This is a genomic window from Clostridium sp. (assembly GCF_036639235.1).
Taxonomy (GTDB): domain Bacteria; phylum Bacillota; class Clostridia; order Clostridiales; family Caloramatoraceae; genus Clostridium_AB.
Map to the genome: position 1 here is coordinate 24818 of NZ_JAVWJB010000001.1, position 19069 is coordinate 43886.

Genomic DNA, 19069 nt, shown 5'->3' on the forward strand with positions numbered 1-19069 from the left:
TAAGGTTAAGGGTATTAAGAAGTCACCACTAGGTAGAATTCTTCTATACGGAGCATCTAAGGAAGCGTAGTAAATAAAGGGACTCTTAGATTTATCTAGGGGTCCTTTTTAATTCCTATAGAAATAAGTAATAGACATTTAAAGTTTATTACTTATTTCTATTTTAGTATTGATAAAAATAATGCTATACTTTCACTGTATTTGTCTTAAAAATAATTAAGAATTAAGGTGGAGGTAATTTTAAATGAAAAACTTCTTTTTAAATAATAGATATAAGTTATTATTTTTAATACTTGTAATAGGTATTTATATGTTTGTAGAACCGATAAAGGTAAATGTTAATAAAGCAATGGTTATTATGCAAAATGTAGATGTAGAATTAGTACGTGAGTATATATTAGGATTTGGTGTATGGGCACCTATAGTATCATTTATATTAATGATTCTTCAATCAGTTGTAGCCCCGCTACCTGCATTTATAATTACATTTGCTAATGCAGCTATATTTGGATGGGTATATGGGGCGATTCTCTCATGGTCAAGTGCTATGGCAGGAGCAGCACTGTGCTTTTTTATAGCAAGACTACTTGGACGCGATGCTATTGAGAAGTTAACATCAAAAAGTGCAGTTAAAAAGGCTGATGACTTTTTCAAGGATTATGGTACATATGCGGTGCTTATAGCAAGGCTTCTACCATTTATATCATTTGATATAGTAAGTTATGCAGCAGGGCTTACAGGAATGAGATTCTGGAGCTTTTTTATAGCTACGGGAATAGGACAATTACCTGCAACGCTTATTTATTCTTATATAGGCGGAATGCTTACAGGAACAATAAAAATGGTGGTTACAGGGTTGTTAATATTATTTGCGGTAAGTACATTAATAATATTACTTAAGAAAGTATTGAGTAAAAAAAGTGAAGCTACTAGTGAGAAGGCAGTATAATAAAAGTATATATTAAAAAATAGCAGAATTTAATTTATACATGGTAGTTTTTAATATGATATATAAAAGAAAAAAAGTAGGGGATACCTACTTTTTTTGGTTTGGAGAAGAATGTGGGGTAAAGTATGCACAGTCAGAATTGTAGCCAATATAATTTGAGAACTTGTCTACAACATTTAAGCAGCACTTCCCACTAATAGAATGAATACAATTTTCAGAGCAGTTAATATTAACCATAGCATCTCCTCCTTATACATAGTGTTATCAATATATTAATAATTATTTACCCAATATTTTCATCGGGGTCATCTATATTATTTTTACTATCTATTGTTGTAGAGACTTCATTAATAGTATCATCATCTGTTATATCATATTCTTCAATATCTTCAAAGTTACGGTTAAGAATATTATAGTAAATATCCTCAACAAATTCGTTGCTGCGCTCAGATACCTCTCCCTGGGATAGTTTTTTATACTCTATAATAGGCTTAAAATAAAGTGTATATATAAAGCTTGAATATAGGCCATAATAACTATTAAAGCCACGACAGGTAATAGGTAGATGTGACTTTTTAGTATTAACCTTAAATCCCTTTAAGAACACAGGCGCTTTTTTATTTTGTTCATATAATGGAATATTATCTGGAATTTTTAGTGTATGTGATAAAAATTCAGGGTTTCTTTCCTTAGTACTTGCAAAGAGGTTAGCCTCTTCAATAGAGGTTTTATAAAATGCCTTAAGTAAATTAAGTGATGTTTTATCATTTTCAAGAACATTATATAGTGTTAGTGACTTTATAACCTCAGCAGCATCCTTTGAGGTATAACGAAGTTTATATTCAGACTTTCTCATAAAAAGTCCAGACAGTGGGTCATGACGATCATTTAAATACTTAAAGAGTCTATTTGACGCACTGCGAAGTGGGTATAGCCCTGTAATAAAATAACCTTCGATTAATGCGCCTAGGGTTTTAAAATGGGTTATCATACTAGAGGAAGCATCATCACTATTACTTCTTTCAACATTACCATCTGAGGATACTCTAGATTCTAGCTCTAGTGAAAGTAGAGTAATCATACTAAGATATTCTTCCTTGTAGGATTCTTCAGTTTCAATAGAGTAACATCTATAAAGTGAAGAAATAACAGATGAAAGATCCTTAGACTTTAGGGATATTAAATAGTCACGTCCCTCAAATAAATGTCTAAATAATTTACGAGACTCCTCAAGGTATAGTTCAGAGTTTTTAAAATAATGTCTATACTTAACATTGTTAGTCTCGCTATAAAGCATTAAGAATCCTTCATGTAAATAAATTTGACAAATAAGGTCTGGATGCTTATCTATTCTTTTAAGTGTTAAATCCTCCTTGTGGGACGCTGTTTTATCCTCATAGGACACAAAGTGACCTTCACCTGATTTCATATTCTTAACAAGGAAGTCGAATATACTATCAGCATTTTTAAGCATGGTTACAGAAAGAAATTTTTCATGACGCTTAATAAGACTAGAGATGCTACATAGGGATAGTATTGTAAAAGCCTGTGATAATATAGGAAGTTCCCTGCTATAGGTATCAGAGCGCCATAGATATTTTCGATCCCGCTTAGATGACTTAAGTGCTTTTAAGAATTCAGGACGCCCCTTTTTATACATACATTTAATAGAATAGATTAAATCAGTATCCCTATCATCAGGTTTTATTTTAAAATGGCTATAAAACCTTTTAAGCTCCTTATTTGATATATGATTATATATACCAAGTCCAGAGTAGAGAACAGCCCACTCTGTACATCTTGTAGACATATAAGAAAGATTTAGGGCAATATGTTCAAGATTTGAAGATATATCTTCGTTAAGAGGAAAATACAATTAATTCACCGCCTTAAAAATAAAAAAACTCATAATATTCTATGTGTTAACAGGGCATAACTTGACTAAAATAATGTAATTCTTTGAAAAATAATATCTTTACTCTATAATATTAATCAGGAGGGGAGATAAATGAAAATCGGAAAGCTACCTAATGAGATACTTAAAAATGAAATTCTTTCTAAAATTAACATAGATAATAGGGATGTTTTGGTAGGACCAGGTATTGGAGAAGACTGTTCAATTATTGATTTTGGAGAAGAAAAATGTGTAATAACAACTGACCCCATAACGGGGGCAACAAGTGAAATTGGAGCATTATCTGTACATATATCATGTAATGATATAGCATCAGCAGGGGTTAGACCAATAGGGGTTATGGTAACTATACTAGCACCTGTTGATTCTACGGTTGAGGATATTAAGAAGGTAATGGATGATATAGTTAGATCTTGTAGTGAGCTATCTGTACAGGTACTAGGAGGTCATACTGAGGTTACAGATGCTGTTAATAAGATGATAGTATCAATTACGGCTATAGGCAAAGGTAAGGAAGTTGTAACAACTTCAGGGGCAAAAATTGGTGATGATATAGTAGTAACAGGTTACGCAGGACTTGAGGGGACGGTTATAATTGCCTCAGATAGAGAAGCGGTTTTGTCTAAACACTTTACATTAGACGAGATTACTAATATGAAAGATATGATGGAAAGTATAAGCGTTGTAGAAACAGGAATACTTGCAGCTAAGTTCAAGGTTAATTCTATGCATGATGCTACTGAGGGTGGAATACTTGGTGCTATTTATGAGGTAGGAGAGGCTAGTGGACTTACTGTTAAGATATATGAAGATATAATTCCAATAAAAGAAGAAACTAAAAAGGTATCAAAAATATTTAATTTAGATCCATATAGATTAATTTCAAGTGGAAGTATGATTATAACAACAGATAGGGGAGAAGAGCTTTGTACTTATCTTAAAAGTCATGGAATTAATTCAGCTGTTGTTGGTAAGATTACTAATGAAGAGAATATTCTTGTAAAAAACGGGGTAAGTACAGTACTTTATGGGCCAGAGGTTGACGAAATTTATAAGATATAATTTAAGGAGCATTTATGAAGAGAATTGATAACAGAGAGAATAGTGATTTAAGAGAAATAAAGGTAACAAGAGGATATACCAAGCATGCAGAGGGTTCAGTACTTATAGAGTGTGGAGACACTAAGGTTATTTGTACTGCCTCTATTGAAGATAGGGTTCCATCATTTTTAAAGGGAACAGGTGAAGGATGGATTACAGCTGAGTATGGTATGCTACCAAGATCTACAGGAAGTAGAAAGCCTAGAGAATCATCAAGGGGTAAAGTTGATGGTAGAACTTCAGAGATTCAACGTCTAATAGGCAGAAGCTTAAGAAGTGTTGTTGATATGAAGGTTCTTGGAGAGAAGACTATATGGATTGACTGTGATGTTATTCAAGCAGATGGAGGAACTAGATGTGCATCTATAACAGGAGCATTTATCGCTATGGTAGATGCTATAAATGTACTATCTAAGCAAACTCCATTTAAGGTTTATCCAATAAAAAGCTATGTTGCAGCGGTTAGTTGCGGAATATTAGAAAATGAGGTTATACTAGACCTTTGCTATGAAGAAGACTCAAATGCCCAGGTAGATATGAATGTTGTTATGACAGATGTACATGAGTTTATTGAGGTGCAGGGAACAGGAGAGGAAAGACCTTATACATTTAATGAAATGAATAGAATGCTTGGAATGGCAAAGGGTGGAGTTGATTCACTTATTAATATTCAAAGAGAAGCACTAGGTAAGGATGCACAGAGAATTGGAGAAGGTAGAAAAAGAAGAATTGATAAGATTGTTATAGCAAGTAACAACAATCATAAAATAGTAGAATTTAAAAATATAATGGATACATTATGTATAGATGTTGAATCACAAAAAGAAGCAGGAATTAATATTGAGGTAGTAGAGGATGGAGATTCATTTGAAGCTAATTCATATAAGAAGGCAAGTCAAGTTAAGGAATTAACTGAATATGCTGTACTTGCAGATGATTCTGGTGTAGAGGTATTTAGTTTAGATTTAGAGCCAGGTGTATACTCAGCAAGATATGCAGGAGAAAATGCAACTGATGATGAGAATAATACTAAGCTTTTAGAAGAATTAAAGGACTTTCCACTTGATAAAAGAGGAGCAAGGTTTGTAACAGTATTAACATTAATTACAGCTGAAGGTGAGAAGATAACAGCTAGAGGTGAGGTTAGAGGAAAGATTATATTTGAACCTAGAGGTAAAAATGGATTTGGATATGATTCTATTTTCATACCTGATGGATATAATAAAACATTCTCAGAGCTTACACTAGAGGAGAAAAATAGAATAAGTCATAGATCAAGGGCACTTCTTAATCTTAAAGCTAAACTTAAAAGATTATAATGAGGTAGAGAATGAGAATAGGGATAGTTAGTGATTCACATGGTGATTTATACATGTTAAATAGGGTTATGGAATGTTTAGAGGATGCAGATATTATAATTCACCTAGGAGATCATTATGAGGATATTATAAAAATCAACGAGAAGTACAACAAAAATATTATATACGTTGCAGGAAATAATGATAGATTATTTGAAAATGGACTTGAAGAAAAGGTTATTACCATAGAAGGAACTAGAATATTTTTAACCCATGGACATAAATACGGGGTATATTATGATTTAAATAAACTATTTTATAGGGCCTTAGAGCTCGAATGTAACCTGGTTTTATTTGGTCATACACATAAACAGCACTATGAAGAGATAGAAAATATAACATTTTTTAACCCTGGAAGTGCAGCTTATCCTAGGGATATTGGAATAGGATATGGTATTTTAGATATAAATTCTAAAGAATTTAGTATATTTCCTTGTAGAATGTAAGTGGCTTAAACCATTGCTACATCAATGGTTTAAGCCTTTTCTAATACCTGGAATTATAAAAGTTTAAAAAAAATCAAAAAAAGTTTAGAAAAAGTGTTGACGAATAGGTGAACATAATATATACTTAATCTTGTCGCTAGGGCAAACGCCGAGGGGCACAAACACTTTCGGGGTGTGGCGCAGATGGGAGCGCGCGTGGTTTGGGACCATGAGGTCGCAGGTTCGATCCCTGTCACCCCGACCAACTTCTTTAACTTTAAAAGTTTTTAAAAAAAAGAGGTTGACAAAACAAAATGAAAACATTAAAATAGTAAATGTTCACAAGGACAAAATGTTGTTAAGTGTCACATGCGGGTGTAGTTCAATGGTAGAATTCCAGCCTTCCAAGCTGGCAGCGTGGGTTCGATCCCCATCACCCGCTCCATTAAATTTTAAATTATGCGCCTTTAGCTCAGTTGGATAGAGCAACGGCCTTCTAAGCCGTGTGCCAGGAGTTCGAATCTCTTAAGGCGCACCATTTAACTTAACACATTTAATATGGTGGGTATGGCGCAGTTGGTTAGCGCGCTAGATTGTGGCTCTAGAGGCCGTGGGTTCGAATCCCATTATCCACCCCAATAACGTTGGGTTATCGCCAAGCGGTAAGGCACGGGACTTTGACTCCCGCATGCGTAGGTTCGAATCCTACTAGCCCAGCCATTGTGAGTCACTAGCTCAGTCGGTAGAGCACTTGACTTTTAATCAAGTTGTCCAGGGTTCGATTCCCTGGTGACTCACCATTTTTATTTATTCCACATGCGGATGTGGCGGAATTGGCAGACGCGCTAGACTTAGGATCTAGTGTCCATGACGTGGGGGTTCAAGTCCCTCCATCCGCACCATTTTTTTTATTAGCGGAAGTGGCTCAGTGGTAGAGCGTCACCTTGCCAAGGTGAACGTCGCGGGTTCGAATCCCGTCTTCCGCTCCAATACGCGGGTGTAGTTCAATGGTAGAATTCCAGCCTTCCAAGCTGGCAGCGTGGGTTCGATCCCCATCACCCGCTCCATTAAATTTTAAATTATGCGCCTTTAGCTCAGTTGGATAGAGCAACGGCCTTCTAAGCCGTGTGCCAGGAGTTCGAATCTCTTAAGGCGCACCATTTAATGTGGACCATTAGCTCAGTTGGTAGAGCACCTGACTCTTAATCAGGGTGTCCTGGGTTCGAGCCCCCGATGGTCCACCAATCCTTTAATTTAATATAACATATTTTATAATATGGACCATTAGCTCAGTTGGTAGAGCACCTGACTCTTAATCAGGGTGTCCTGGGTTCGAACCCCCGATGGTCCACCACATAAGTCATCTATTTTAGATGACTTTTTATTTTATCTATAGATTCCTAAATATTACAAAAAATAAACTAACAAATAACTTTTTTTATGATGACTTTTTAGTTATAATATACATAGTAGTGTTAGGAGGTAGAATCATGGCAAAACCAAGTATATTTAGTAGAGACTACGAACAAAAAATGAAAAGAAGAAAAATCAACATAATACTTTTCATACTTTTACTAGTATGTATGGCATTCTTTGGTGGTCTTTACTACCTAAAGAAAAATAATATATCAATAATGCCAGACTTTATTTCTAATATAGGTTCATCTTTAAATAATAAAGAAGAAAAGCCTAAGAAGGAAGATAAGGTTGAAAGTAATGTTAAAGAGCCGGTAGCTAGTGTACTTGTATATGAATATAAGGCTAAGGATTCAACTACACTAAATATTGAATACTCAAAGAGTGAGGGTAAAAACGAATTTAAGGGTATTAAGGGACTAGTTGAGGGAGTAGATTTCTCAATATCTAAGGACAAACAAAAAATAGTTTTTGTAGACAAGGGCGATCAGTCACTTATACTTTATAATATAGACGGAACATTAAGGGATATAACTAAGGAAAGCGTATCCTATAAAACAGGTAAGAAGTTAACTAGAAGTATTCTAGAAACTAAAAAGGACTTTATATGGAATGCAATGCCTCAGTTTACAGCTGACGGTAGCATAGTATATCTATCTGATATGCCAAACCAAAGACCAGGTGCAGGATTAACTATTTGGAGAGTATCCCCTGAAAGTCCTGATAAGCATACAAAGACTTTAAAGGTTCCAGGGGATATTGCTTCCCTAAAATTTGAAGGTTTTGATGAAAAGGGAATTCTTAAACTTAATACAGTAGAGGGGTACCTATACATATCAGAAAACGGAACTAAAGCATCTAAATAGGATAAAATATATTGCTATTAAAATCAAAGACTATCAATTCGATAGTCTTTTTTTTATTATTAATCTTAAAAAAGCTATTATTAGCATATAGATATAGAAGAAATATATCGGAGGACATTATGAAAAATGCCAATATATTTAGCATAAATAGTTTATTTGGCGGTTACAGTGGTGAAAAAAAGGAAAAAAATAATATGATAATGTCTACGCTTATAGGTAACTTTCAAAAGAAGTTTGGACTAAAGAGTCAAGGAGTAGATATTATTTCCAATATTATCAATAACCTTTCAGAGGATACTGAGTGTATTGTTGAAAGAAATATATTAGTGTTTAACTTATATAACCTTATTGATGAATACATCGACCTTGAAAGATATGATTTAGCCTATTCATTAATAGAAAAGGCGAAAAGATGTTTTTCAAGAGATGTAATACTAGGGGATAGCCTTGGGAGCTTTCATGTATCGTGGATTGAACAAATTATGCTTAAGGAAGCTAAGCTTAATATGAAGATAAAGGAGAATCAAAGAGCAGAGGAGATTTGTAGAAATGTAATTGATATGAGAGAGCAGGTTAGATGCAGTGCAGCATTTATAGATGAAAATATAGACACAGATTTGTGCCTTGCAATTAGTTATAGATATTTATCAAAAATCAATATTCACAAGAACAATTCCCTAGGAGCTGACTATATAAAAAAATCTATTTATTACAAATGTATCAATAAAGATGATTATAAAGCATATATAAAAAGATACAGTGATATAAATAATGAGAAAGATCAAGAGGCTTATTCCTTTTTAGTAAAAACCTACTTAAATGAATTACCCCCATCCTACGATAATATTAAATATGGGTATTGTGAAACATGTAGCTATAATTGTAATAATTATTGTCAAAAACACAATATAAAGGTTTCATGTAAAAAGGCATGTGCACAATATATGTCGAATTGTGAGAAAATTATAAATAAAACATATAACTAAAGTAAAATTACTTCCTAATATGGTATAATAATTAAAATAATTTTTTTAACAAGTTTTAAATAAATAATTTAGGGCTATAATCACAAGGTATGGTTATACACTGAAGGGAGCATAATAGTGAGGGTTTGTTACGACAAAGAAAAGGATATAGTTAGCGTATACTTTGGAGAAGAGAATACACAGGAGAATATAGATACTTCTACCCAGAAGGAAAATATACCAGTTGAGGAGAATGTATATAATAGTGAGGAGGCTGCAAGCCTTATATTAGATACTGTAGATATAGTTGAAAACGATCAAGTAATAGGCTTTAGAGTATATAAAGCTTCTTTATATTACGATAAGCATCTTCTTGAGGCTGCTGACCTTGAGATTATCCCACCAGAGGACTTAAATAGACCTACAGAAAAGGTAATTGCTGTAGTTTCTAGTGGAGGAGTTTTAAACTAGGGCTTTCACTTGAATATGAAGTCACACTATGATATCATTACAATGTTATACTATAGGTATGTATCGATAACGCATTTTTATTTTAAATTATTAACTACAAATTAGGAGGAATAGTGATGAGCGTTAAAGTTGAAAATCTAGAAAAAAACTCTGTTAAATTAGAAATAACAGTATCAGCAGAAAAATTTAATGAAGCATTAAATAAGTCATATAAGAAGAATGCAAAGAAATTTAATGTACCAGGATTCAGAAAAGGTAAGGCACCAATGTCTGTTATAATGCAATACTACGGAGAGGCTGTTCTATATGATGATGCAGTTAACTTCGCATGTGAAGCAACATACCCAGAAGCTATTAAAGAAAACGGTATTGACGTAGTTGATTACCCAGAAATTGATGTACTTAGCATTGGTAAGGGGAAAGAACTTGTTTATACTGCAACTGTTTCTGTTAAGCCAGAAGTTACAGTTGGGGAGTACAAGGGTATTGAAGTAGAGAAGGTTGAGTACACTACAACAGATGAAGAAGTAGATGCTCAAATTCTTTCAATGAGAGAAAAAGCAGCTAGAATCGTTACTAAAGAAGAAGGAACAGTTGCAGATGGAGACATCGCAGTTATAGACTTTGAAGGATTTGTAGCTGATGAAGCATTTGAAGGTGGAAAGGGAGAAGACTTTGAGCTAACAATTGGTTCAGGAACTTTCATTCCAGGATTCGAAGATCAACTAATTGGAACTAAGGTTTCAGAGGAACTTGATGTTAACGTTACATTCCCAGAAGACTACAGAGTAGAAACTCTTGCAGGAGCAGCAGCAACTTTTAAGGTTACTGTTAAGGGAATTAAGGTTAAGGAAGTACCAGAACTAGATGACGAATTCGTTAAGGATGTATCAGAATTTGATACAGTAGCTGAGTTTAAGGCTGATATGAAGAAGAATCTTGAGCAAGCAAATGCAGAGAAGGCTAAGAGAGAATTCGAAGATGCTCTAGTTAAGAAGATCGTAGATGCTTCAGAAGTAGAGATACCAGACGTTATGATAGAAAGAGAAATTGATTTTATGGTAAGAGATCTTGATATGAAGCTTAAGTATCAAGGACTTGACATAAATAAGTACATGGAACTTCTAGGAATGACAATGGATAAGTTAAGAAGCGACTTTAGAGAAGTTTCAACTACTAGAGTTAAAACTAACCTAGTTATTAGCGCAATTGCTAAAAAAGAAGGAATAGAAGTAACAGAAGAAGAACTTTCAGCTAGAGCAGAAGAAATTGCTAAGAGATATGGCGATAAGGATGTTGAAAAGATGAAAGATATCATTCTTACTGCAGAGAAAGATAATATAAAAGAAGAAATTTCAAATAATAAAGTTATAGACCTAATTGTTACTAATAGCAAGGCTATATAACTTAACCTTGTAGGCGGTTTGTAATTTTATCTTAGGAGGGATATTTATGAGTCTTGTTCCTATGGTAGTGGAGCAAACAAGTAGAGGAGAAAGATCATACGACATTTTTTCTAGACTTTTAAAGGATAGAATAATTATATTAGGAGAAGAAGTTAATTCGGTAACTTCAAAGCTTATTACGGCTCAACTTCTATTTTTAGAGGCAGAGGACCCTGATAAGGACATCTACCTTTATATAAATAGTCCTGGAGGTTCTATAACTGATGGTATGGCTATATATGACACTATGAATTATATTAAGCCAGATGTATCAACTATATGTATAGGTATGGCAGCATCTATGGGTGCATTCTTACTTTCAGCAGGTGCTAAGGGTAAGAGATTCGCTCTCCCAAATGCAGAAATAATGATTCATCAACCACTAGGTGGAACACAAGGGCAAGCAACTGACATTGCGATTCACGCAGAAAGAATTATTAAGATGAAGAAGCATCTTAATGAAATTTTAGCTGATAACACTGGTCAGCCCCTTGAGAAGTTAGAAAAGGACGTTGAAAGAGATTACTTTATGGCAGCTAATGAAGCTAAGGAATATGGTCTTATAGACGAAGTAATCACTAAGAGAAAGTAAGATTTATAAAGGGGTGTGAAAATGCCGAAACTAGATGATAAAAAGCAACTAAAATGTTCATTTTGTGGAAAAGGTCAGGAACAGGTAAAAAGGCTTATAGCAGGTCCTGGGGTTTATATATGTGATGAATGTATAGAACTTTGCTCAGAGATTATTACTGAGGAACTTGAAGTAGATCAAGACATGGATATAACAGAGCTTCCAAAGCCACAACAGATTAAAGAGTTTTTAGACCAGTATGTTATTGGACAACAAGCTGCTAAAAAATCACTTGCTGTTGCTGTTTATAACCACTACAAAAGAATTAATTCTCCAAAGGCAAAAAATGACGATGTAGAGCTTTCAAAGAGTAATATATTATTACTTGGGCCAACTGGTTCAGGTAAAACACTTCTTGCTCAAACGCTTGCTAGACTTTTAAATGTACCTTTTGCTATTGCGGACGCAACTACTCTAACAGAGGCAGGGTACGTTGGTGAAGATGTTGAAAACATTCTTCTTAAGCTTATTCAAAGTGCTGATTATGACGTTGAAAGAGCAGAAAGAGGAATTATATATATCGACGAAATTGATAAGATTGCAAGAAAGTCAGATAATCCATCAATAACAAGGGATGTATCAGGTGAAGGAGTTCAGCAAGCATTACTTAAGATACTTGAAGGAACTACAGCATCTGTACCACCACAAGGTGGACGTAAACATCCACATCAAGAGTTTATCCAAATAAACACAAGTAACATTCTGTTTATTTGTGGTGGTGCATTTGATGGCGTTGATAAGATTATCGAAAAGAGAACTCAAAATGGTACTATGGGATTCGGTGCTGATATTAAGAGTAAGTCAGACAAGGACGTAGGAACACTGCTTAAGTCAATTGTTCCTGAGGATCTTTTAAAGTTTGGTATGATTCCAGAGTTCATTGGAAGACTACCAATAGTAGTTACTCTTAACTCACTAGATGTAGATTCTCTAGTTCAGATTCTAACTGAGCCTAAGAACGCCCTAGTTAAGCAGTATAAGAAGCTGTTTGATATGGATGGAGTAGAGCTTGAGTTTGAAGATGAGGCTATAAAACTTATAGCTGATGAGGCTCTTAAGAGAAAAACAGGGGCAAGAGGTCTTCGTGCAATACTTGAGGATATTATGATTGATGTAATGTATGATATTCCATCAAGGGAAGATATTGAAAAATGCCGCATAACAAAGGATACTGTTGAGAATAAGTCATTACCTGAAGTAGTAGTTGGTGAACCTAAAAAGATTGCTAAAAAGTCACCTGCTAAAAAGGTTACATCAAGTGATGATGACAATGAAATAGTTTCATAGTTAACATAAAAGAGGAAGATTTAACTTCCTCTTTTTTATTTTTTGTACTATTTATACCTAAAAAATTAAGTATAAAAAGAAAGCATCTGGTTAAAATATTATTATCTTGAAAGGGAGGCGTTGATATGGGCACCTACAAATTATTAATATTAGTTAATATAGTTTTTACAGTATTATTTGCACTATATTTCTATAACCAGATGAAGACACAAAAGAGCAATAAGTCATATATGGCTAAGGACAGCGAAAAGGAAATGGAAAAACTTCAAAAGATGAGAGAAATGTGTCTTACAGAGCCTCTAGCTGAGAAAACTAGACCGACTTCTATTAAGGATATTGTTGGTCAAGAAAGAGGACTTAAGTCTTTAAGAGCTGCTGTATGTGGTCCTAATCCACAACATGTTATTATATATGGACCTCCAGGAGTTGGTAAGACAGCTGCAGCTAGAGTTATACTTGAAGAAGCTAAGAATAACCCAATATCTCCATTTAGTGATGAAGCTAAATTTGTTGAGATAGATGCTACTACTATTAGATTTGACGAGAGAGGAATAGCAGACCCATTAATTGGTTCTGTACATGATCCTATATACCAAGGTGCAGGGGCCATGGGAGTTGCAGGAGTACCACAACCAAAGCCAGGGGCAGTTACTAAGGCTAACGGTGGAGTATTGTTTCTTGATGAGATAGGAGAACTTCACTCAATTCAGATGAATAAGTTATTAAAGGTATTAGAGGATAGGAAGGTATTCCTTGAAAGTGCATATTTTAGCTCAGAGGACCCTAAGATACCATCACATATTAAGGATATTTTTGAAAATGGTCTTCCAGCAGATTTTAGATTAATTGGTGCTACAACAAGAACACCAGAAGAAATTCCACCAGCTATAAGATCACGTTGCGTTGAGATATTCTTTAGACCATTATTAGCTGAAGAAATTAAGTCTATTGCAGATAATGCAGCTTCTAAAGGTGGTTTTAAGATAGGTGATGATTCTGTTAACTTAATTGGTAAGTATGCAACTAACGGACGTGAAACAGTTAATATTATACAAATTGCAGGTGGTATTGCTGTTAACGAAGGAAGAGATTATATTAAGGCAGAAGATATTGAGTGGGTAATAGAAAGTGGTCAATATAGCCCAAGACCCGAAAAGAAGATAGAGTCAAGACCTCAAATTGGATATGTAAACGGCCTTGCTGTTTATGGACCTAACATGGGTACTATTATTGAGGTAGAAGCAACTGTTACAGAATCTAAGGATTCAAGTGGAGCTTTAGTTATAACAGGAATAGTTGAAGAAGAAGAAACAGGTTCACATTATAGACGCGTTAAGCGTAAGAGTACATCAAGAGCTTCAGTTGAGAATGTATTAACTGTTACAAGAAAGTATTTAGGTCTTGATACTAATAAGCTAGACATACATATTAATTTCCCAGGTGGTGTTCCAGTAGATGGACCATCAGCAGGAATAACTATAGCAACAGCTGTATATAGTGCTATAATGAAGATTCCGGTTAGCAATGAAATTGCTATGACAGGTGAGGTTTCAATTAGAGGATATGTTAAGCCAGTAGGTGGTATCATAGCTAAAATTGAAGCTGCTAAGAAGGCAGGGGCTAAGAGGGTACTTATACCACGTGATAATTATCAAGATACATTTAAGGATTATGACATTGAGGTTATACCAGTTGATAAGGTGGAAGAAGTTATTCAATATGCTACAAGTGAAATTGTAAAGACCACAGTAACCGACGAAAAGATTTTAGTAGCAGAAAGCTACAACTAAAATATAATATACTATACTTCAAAAAAGAAGCTTTCAATAATGAAGGCTTCTTTACTTTGATTATATTGAAACTCTAGTTGCAAATAGGTTATAATATTTAGAGTTATGATAATCAAGCCCTTTGCTATATAGGAGTTGAAATAATGAATATGAGAAGAAACTGTATTTATACAAATAATGAAGAATCAGAAACTACAGTAGAAGAAGTTAATTATATAAATCCAAGAGATATGCAGCTACCACTTTTACCAGTTAGAGGGTTAGTTGTGTTTCCATATACAGTGGTTCATTTTGATGTAGGTAGAAAAAAATCCCTTGCAGCTGTTAACTCTGCAATGTCTACAAACAAACTTCTATTTCTAACTACACAGGTTGATGATGGAATAGAAGAGCCAAATGAGGAAGATATGAATGTATCTGGAACTGTTGCTAGTATTAAGCAGGTACTTAAGCTTCAAAATGGAGTTGTAAGAGTGCTTGTAGAGGGGCTTTATAAGGCAGACCTTAAGTCACTTGTTAGCATAGAACCTTATTATATTGGTAATGTTATAGCATATGATGAAGAATATAATGACTTTAATTTAACAAGGGCCCTTGCAAGGCAGTTAAAGGATAGGTATACAAAGTATTCAAGTGCTATGAATATGAAGGTTGAAGCGCCTAAAATTAAATTTAGTTCATTTAAGGAAATTGACAAATATGTGTATATAACCTCTTCAACTATGATATCTATATTAGGATTCCATGAAGAACTTATAAATAAGAGAACTCTTATTGAAAGAATTGAGTTTATTTTAGAGGTCCTAGATGATGAGATAGCTGTTTTAAAGCTTGAAGATGAAATAGCTAAGAAAACTAAGGATAGAGTAGACAAGCAGCAAAGAGAATACTACTTAAGGCAGCAAATAAAAACAATTCAATATGAGCTTGGTATGAACGGGGATATTCAATCTACAGCCTACTCTTTTAGAAAGAAGACTGCAAAATTAGATGTTTCAGATGAAATACGTAGTAAATTATTTAGTGAAATAGATAAGTTTGAGAATTCAGAGGGAGCATCAGCTGAAATTTCCGCAATTAGAACATATATAGAAACAGTACTTGCACTTCCATGGAATAAGGAGTCTAAGGATACTGTTAGTATGAGTAAGGTTAAAAAGGTTCTAGAAAGTAGCCATTTTGGACTTGAAGATGTTAAGGAAAGAATTCTTGAGTTTATAGCTATTAGAAAGTTAAACAAAGGACTTAAGGGTCCGATTTTATGTCTAGTAGGACCTCCAGGGGTTGGTAAAACATCAATTGCGAAGGCTATTGCAGAATCTATGAATAGAAAGTTTGTAAGAATGAGTCTTGGTGGGGTTCGTGATGAGGCTGAAATTAGAGGTCATAGAAGAACTTATATAGGCTCAATACCAGGAAGAATTATATCAAATATGAAGGACGCAAAGGTTAGTAATCCAGTGTTCTTACTAGATGAAATAGATAAAATGGCATCAGATCATAAGGGGGACCCAGCATCAGCAATGCTAGAGGTTTTAGACCCTGAACAAAACTCAACATTTAAAGACCATTATCTAGAGGTTGAATATGACCTATCAAAGGTTTTATTTGTAACAACAGCAAACACTTTAGATACTATTCCAGGACCTTTAAGGGATAGAATGGAGGTTATTGAAGTAGCTGGTTATACAGATGTTGAAAAATTAAGAATAGCAAAGGACTATCTGGTGCAAAAACAATTAGAAGAACATGGAATAGATAAGAAATCGCTTAAAATTTCACAGGATGCTATTAAGTATATTATTGAAGGTTATACTAGGGAATCAGGAGTTAGAAGCCTACAAAGAATGATTGGTAAGGTTTGTAGAAAGGCTGCTGTTGAAATAGTTGAAAACCCTGATAAAATTATAAAGATTAGTGTAAAAAACATTGAAAAGTATATTGGAAAGCCTAGATACAAGTATGATGATGCTTCAAAGGAAGATCAGGTAGGAGTTGTTACAGGTCTTGCTTGGACTCAATATGGTGGAGATACATTACCAGTTGAGGTTAGCGTTATGAAGGGTTCAGGTAAACTAAACCTAACAGGTAAACTTGGTGAGGTAATGCAGGAGTCTGCTAAAATTGGCTATAGTTATGTTAGAGCGAATGCTTCAAAGTATGGAATCGATGAGGAGTTTTATAAGAAGCTTGATATTCATATACATGCTCCAGAGGGTGCGGTTCCAAAGGATGGACCTTCTGCAGGTGTTACAATGATAACAGCTATGATATCAGCACTTTCAAATACTCCAATTAGAGCAGATGTTGCGATGACAGGGGAGGTTACTTTAACAGGTAGCGTTCTAGCTGTAGGAGGAATCAAAGAAAAAGCTCTATCTGCATATAGATCTGGAATTAGGACAATAATATTACCAGAGCAAAATAAAAAGGACGTAGATAAAATACCATCATATATAAAGGACGAAATGGAATTTATATTTGCGAAGAAAGTAGATGTGGTACTAGATGCTGCACTAAGAGGTGAAAATAATGATAATTAAAAACTCAGATATATACGCAACAGCAGTATCTCCTGCACAGTATCCTGAAACAGGACTTCCAGAGATAGCATTTGCAGGTAGAAGTAATGTAGGTAAATCATCACTTATTAATTCATTAGTTAATAGGAAGTCACTTGCTAGAACAAGTTCAACACCGGGTAAGACAAGAGTTATTAACTTTTTCCAGGTTAATGAGGATCTATATCTAGTAGACTTACCAGGTTATGGATATGCGAAGGTTGCTAAGGATGAGAAGGCTAAGTGGGGTCAGATGATTGAAGATTATCTAAACCATAGAGAGCAGCTTAAACTAGTTATATTATTAGTAGATGTTAGACATGAGCCTACTAAGGATGACAAGATAATGTTTGATTGGATGAAGGCAACAGGCTCACAAATGGTTGTTGTAGCAACTAAGTCAGATAAGCTAACTCGTAACCATAGAAATAAAAGTCTTCAACAAATTAGAAAGTCACTACAGATGTCTCAAGATGATATATTACTTCACTTCTCTTCACAAACAAAAGAGGGAAGAGATGAACTATGGGAGACAATGGAGAAATTTAGTAATTTAGGCTAATAACTAAGCTGCTTTGAAGATTATACTTTAAAGCAGCTTATCTTTTAAAATAAGGGGACCAAAACATATGAATTTAATAATCGAGGTTTTACAGAATACTATACAAATAGCCCTATTGGTTTTAGTTCCATGGATTATGCTTATATCAGTAATGAAAAAGACTAAATCTAAAAATCAAAAAAGGATATTGGTTATAGCATTCTTACTATATGTAGGTATATCTATAGTTACAAAGAATATACTGCCTACAATTATTACTTTTATATATTTATCTGTTATATATAAGAGCAATAAACATGAAAAGGAAAAGTATTATTTAAGACCTCTTAAATCAAAGAAGTACAAGCTATCAATACTTAAAAGCACATATACTATTACTGTTGCAAATGAAAGAATTAAGGTAATTAGTATGAGTCTAGTATTTAAAATACTTGTAACTGCTTTTGCACTTTGGTTTATGGTGTTTTTAAATGCCTACGGTATAGAAGCATCAGAACAGGAAATTACGAAAGAATTTTTAACTTCATCAACTTTAAAAGCTATTTATTTAGGAATATTAATTGTTATAACAGGGCCAATTTTAGAAGAGTTTATATTTAGACATGTAATGTATAGAGTTTTTAAGAAGAGTATTGGAAAATACGTATCCGCTATAGTTACAAGTATACTGTTTACTGTACTTCATTATAATATAGCAGGTGTGCCAGTGTTTTTCTCAATGGGACTATTTAATTGCTTTCTTTATGAGAAGTATGGATTTAGAGCAGCTGTAATTAACCATGTAATATTTAATTCTATAACGTTATTATGGTTAATATTAATCCAGTAATACATAATAGAAAAATCTACTTGCTTAGCAAGTAGATTTTTAAGATTGTTGACAAATAATTATTTTATCAATATTTATTTGTCCTATGAAAAATCGTAGTTAATTTACTTTTGTCCATTTAAGTTTTTAAGTAACTGTTCTACCATTGCTATTTTGTCTGGTGGCATAAATGGTTTTAGAGCATTTACTAATGAAGAAGCTTGTGATGGATTTGGCATATCGCCTCCACCTTGTTGTCCACCCATTTGAGATAACATAGACATTAACTGATTAGGATCCACATTGTTTAAAAGTCCCATTAAGGCGCTTAAATCGCCACCTTGTTGATTTTGACCACCTTGCATATTTGGCATCCCTCCCATATTAGGGTTCATATTCCCTTGCATATTTCCCTGCATATTTGGATTCATATTAGGATTCATGCCCCCTTGCATATTAGGGTTCATATTTCCCTGCATATTAGGATTATATCCCTGCTGCATATTAGGGTTGTAACCC

General features: G+C 34.1%; 16 protein-coding genes, 12 tRNA genes and 2 pseudogenes. 27 read left to right on the plus strand and 3 right to left on the minus strand.

What is annotated here, in order from left to right:
* Positions 1–244: 244 nt before the first annotated feature.
* Positions 245–949, plus strand: a complete 705-nt coding sequence (locus tag RR539_RS00105) for a TVP38/TMEM64 family protein (RefSeq protein WP_332474573.1) — start codon at positions 245–247, stop codon at positions 947–949.
* 87 nt (positions 950–1036) lie between these two features.
* Here RR539_RS00105 and RR539_RS00110 read toward each other — a convergent pair whose 3' ends face one another.
* Positions 1037–1186: a hydroxymyristoyl-ACP dehydratase gene (locus tag RR539_RS00110; protein ID WP_332474572.1), complete on the minus strand. Its 150-nt coding sequence runs from the start codon at positions 1184–1186 to the stop codon at positions 1037–1039.
* A gap of 46 nt (positions 1187–1232) precedes the next feature.
* Positions 1233–2825, minus strand: coding sequence for a hypothetical protein (locus RR539_RS00115; protein WP_332474571.1), 1593 nt, complete (start codon positions 2823–2825; stop codon positions 1233–1235).
* Between the two features lie 132 nt (positions 2826–2957).
* Here RR539_RS00115 and RR539_RS00120 point away from each other — a divergent pair, with 132 nt between their 5' ends.
* From RR539_RS00120 to RR539_RS00240, 26 genes and pseudogenes are all read left to right on the plus strand, one after another.
* Positions 2958–3926, plus strand: coding sequence for an AIR synthase family protein (locus tag RR539_RS00120; RefSeq protein ID WP_332474570.1), 969 nt, complete (start codon positions 2958–2960; stop codon positions 3924–3926).
* 14 nt (positions 3927–3940) lie between these two features.
* Positions 3941–4678 (plus strand): annotated as a pseudogene (gene rph, locus RR539_RS10870) (ribonuclease PH); the annotation flags it as partial.
* 33 nt (positions 4679–4711) lie between these two features.
* Positions 4712–5284 (plus strand): annotated as a pseudogene (gene rdgB / locus RR539_RS10875) (RdgB/HAM1 family non-canonical purine NTP pyrophosphatase); the annotation flags it as partial.
* Between the two features lie 11 nt (positions 5285–5295).
* Positions 5296–5769, plus strand: a complete 474-nt coding sequence (locus tag RR539_RS00130; protein WP_332474568.1) for a metallophosphoesterase — start codon at positions 5296–5298, stop codon at positions 5767–5769.
* A 168-nt stretch (positions 5770–5937) separates the two neighbouring features.
* Positions 5938–6013, plus strand: a tRNA-Pro gene (locus RR539_RS00135).
* A 106-nt stretch (positions 6014–6119) separates the two neighbouring features.
* Positions 6120–6193: transfer RNA gene (locus RR539_RS00140), tRNA-Gly, on the plus strand.
* Positions 6194–6209: 16 nt separating this feature from the next.
* A tRNA-Arg gene (locus RR539_RS00145) sits at positions 6210–6286 on the plus strand.
* A 23-nt stretch (positions 6287–6309) separates the two neighbouring features.
* Positions 6310–6386: transfer RNA gene (locus tag RR539_RS00150), tRNA-His, on the plus strand.
* A gap of 7 nt (positions 6387–6393) precedes the next feature.
* Positions 6394–6468 (plus strand) — tRNA-Gln (locus RR539_RS00155).
* A gap of 4 nt (positions 6469–6472) precedes the next feature.
* Positions 6473–6548 (plus strand) — tRNA-Lys (locus tag RR539_RS00160).
* Between the two features lie 18 nt (positions 6549–6566).
* Positions 6567–6650, plus strand: a tRNA-Leu gene (locus RR539_RS00165).
* Positions 6651–6662: 12 nt separating this feature from the next.
* A tRNA-Gly gene (locus RR539_RS00170) sits at positions 6663–6737 on the plus strand.
* A gap of 4 nt (positions 6738–6741) precedes the next feature.
* Positions 6742–6815, plus strand: a tRNA-Gly gene (locus RR539_RS00175).
* A gap of 16 nt (positions 6816–6831) precedes the next feature.
* Positions 6832–6908: transfer RNA gene (locus RR539_RS00180), tRNA-Arg, on the plus strand.
* Between the two features lie 8 nt (positions 6909–6916).
* A tRNA-Lys gene (locus tag RR539_RS00185) sits at positions 6917–6992 on the plus strand.
* 34 nt (positions 6993–7026) lie between these two features.
* A tRNA-Lys gene (locus tag RR539_RS00190) sits at positions 7027–7102 on the plus strand.
* 136 nt (positions 7103–7238) lie between these two features.
* Positions 7239–8030 carry a hypothetical protein gene (locus RR539_RS00195; RefSeq protein ID WP_332474340.1) on the plus strand — a complete coding sequence of 264 codons (792 nt, stop codon included), beginning with the start codon at positions 7239–7241 and terminating at the stop codon, positions 8028–8030.
* A 119-nt stretch (positions 8031–8149) separates the two neighbouring features.
* Positions 8150–9016: a hypothetical protein gene (locus RR539_RS00200; RefSeq protein ID WP_332474339.1), complete on the plus strand. Its 867-nt coding sequence runs from the start codon at positions 8150–8152 to the stop codon at positions 9014–9016.
* A 117-nt stretch (positions 9017–9133) separates the two neighbouring features.
* Positions 9134–9466 carry a hypothetical protein gene (locus RR539_RS00205; RefSeq protein WP_332474338.1) on the plus strand — a complete coding sequence of 111 codons (333 nt, stop codon included), beginning with the start codon at positions 9134–9136 and terminating at the stop codon, positions 9464–9466.
* 116 nt (positions 9467–9582) lie between these two features.
* Positions 9583–10872 carry a trigger factor gene (gene tig / locus RR539_RS00210; RefSeq protein WP_332474337.1) on the plus strand — a complete coding sequence of 430 codons (1290 nt, stop codon included), beginning with the start codon at positions 9583–9585 and terminating at the stop codon, positions 10870–10872.
* Positions 10873–10918: 46 nt separating this feature from the next.
* Complete coding sequence (gene clpP, locus RR539_RS00215) at positions 10919–11503, plus strand: ATP-dependent Clp endopeptidase proteolytic subunit ClpP (RefSeq protein ID WP_332474336.1); 585 nt, start codon at positions 10919–10921, stop codon at positions 11501–11503.
* 21 nt (positions 11504–11524) lie between these two features.
* On the plus strand, positions 11525–12829 hold the full coding sequence (clpX, locus tag RR539_RS00220) for an ATP-dependent Clp protease ATP-binding subunit ClpX (protein WP_442878367.1): 1305 nt from the start codon (positions 11525–11527) through the stop codon (positions 12827–12829).
* Positions 12830–12954: 125 nt separating this feature from the next.
* The gene (gene lonB / locus RR539_RS00225) at positions 12955–14619 is read left to right on the plus strand and encodes an ATP-dependent protease LonB (RefSeq protein ID WP_332483447.1); all 1665 of its coding nucleotides are present in this window, start codon (positions 12955–12957) and stop codon (positions 14617–14619) included.
* Positions 14620–14834: 215 nt separating this feature from the next.
* Positions 14835–17162 (plus strand): endopeptidase La, encoded by a 2328-nt coding sequence (lon, locus tag RR539_RS00230; protein WP_442878371.1) that lies wholly within the window; start codon positions 14835–14837, stop codon positions 17160–17162.
* Positions 17152–17742, plus strand: coding sequence for a ribosome biogenesis GTP-binding protein YihA/YsxC (gene yihA / locus RR539_RS00235; protein WP_332474334.1), 591 nt, complete (start codon positions 17152–17154; stop codon positions 17740–17742). Before lon ends, yihA begins: the two co-directional genes overlap by 11 nt.
* Before the next feature lie 67 nt (positions 17743–17809).
* Positions 17810–18571: a CPBP family intramembrane glutamic endopeptidase gene (locus RR539_RS00240; RefSeq protein WP_332474333.1), complete on the plus strand. Its 762-nt coding sequence runs from the start codon at positions 17810–17812 to the stop codon at positions 18569–18571.
* Positions 18572–18675: 104 nt separating this feature from the next.
* On the opposite strand, the gene RR539_RS00245 is transcribed toward RR539_RS00240, so the two are convergent.
* Positions 18676–19069 (minus strand): hypothetical protein (locus RR539_RS00245; protein ID WP_332474332.1); only part of this gene is annotated, 394 nt, incomplete at its 5' end.

Bases quoted from the DNA above. Each gene is read 5' to 3' on its own strand.
- RR539_RS00105 (WP_332474573.1), top strand. From the start codon at position 245: ATGAAAAACTTCTTTTTAAATAATAGATATAAGTTATTATTTTTAATA.
- RR539_RS00110 (WP_332474572.1), bottom strand. From the start codon at position 1,186: ATGGTTAATATTAACTGCTCTGAAAATTGTATTCATTCTATTAGTGGG.
- tig (WP_332474337.1), top strand. From the start codon at position 9,583: ATGAGCGTTAAAGTTGAAAATCTAGAAAAAAACTCTGTTAAATTAGAA.
- clpX (WP_442878367.1), top strand. From the start codon at position 11,525: ATGCCGAAACTAGATGATAAAAAGCAACTAAAATGTTCATTTTGTGGA.
- RR539_RS00195 (WP_332474340.1), top strand. From the start codon at position 7,239: ATGGCAAAACCAAGTATATTTAGTAGAGACTACGAACAAAAAATGAAA.
- clpP (WP_332474336.1), top strand. From the start codon at position 10,919: ATGAGTCTTGTTCCTATGGTAGTGGAGCAAACAAGTAGAGGAGAAAGA.
- RR539_RS00130 (WP_332474568.1), top strand. From the start codon at position 5,296: ATGAGAATAGGGATAGTTAGTGATTCACATGGTGATTTATACATGTTA.
- RR539_RS00240 (WP_332474333.1), top strand. From the start codon at position 17,810: ATGAATTTAATAATCGAGGTTTTACAGAATACTATACAAATAGCCCTA.
- lonB (WP_332483447.1), top strand. From the start codon at position 12,955: ATGGGCACCTACAAATTATTAATATTAGTTAATATAGTTTTTACAGTA.
- RR539_RS00200 (WP_332474339.1), top strand. From the start codon at position 8,150: ATGAAAAATGCCAATATATTTAGCATAAATAGTTTATTTGGCGGTTAC.
- yihA (WP_332474334.1), top strand. From the start codon at position 17,152: ATGATAATTAAAAACTCAGATATATACGCAACAGCAGTATCTCCTGCA.
- RR539_RS00120 (WP_332474570.1), top strand. From the start codon at position 2,958: ATGAAAATCGGAAAGCTACCTAATGAGATACTTAAAAATGAAATTCTT.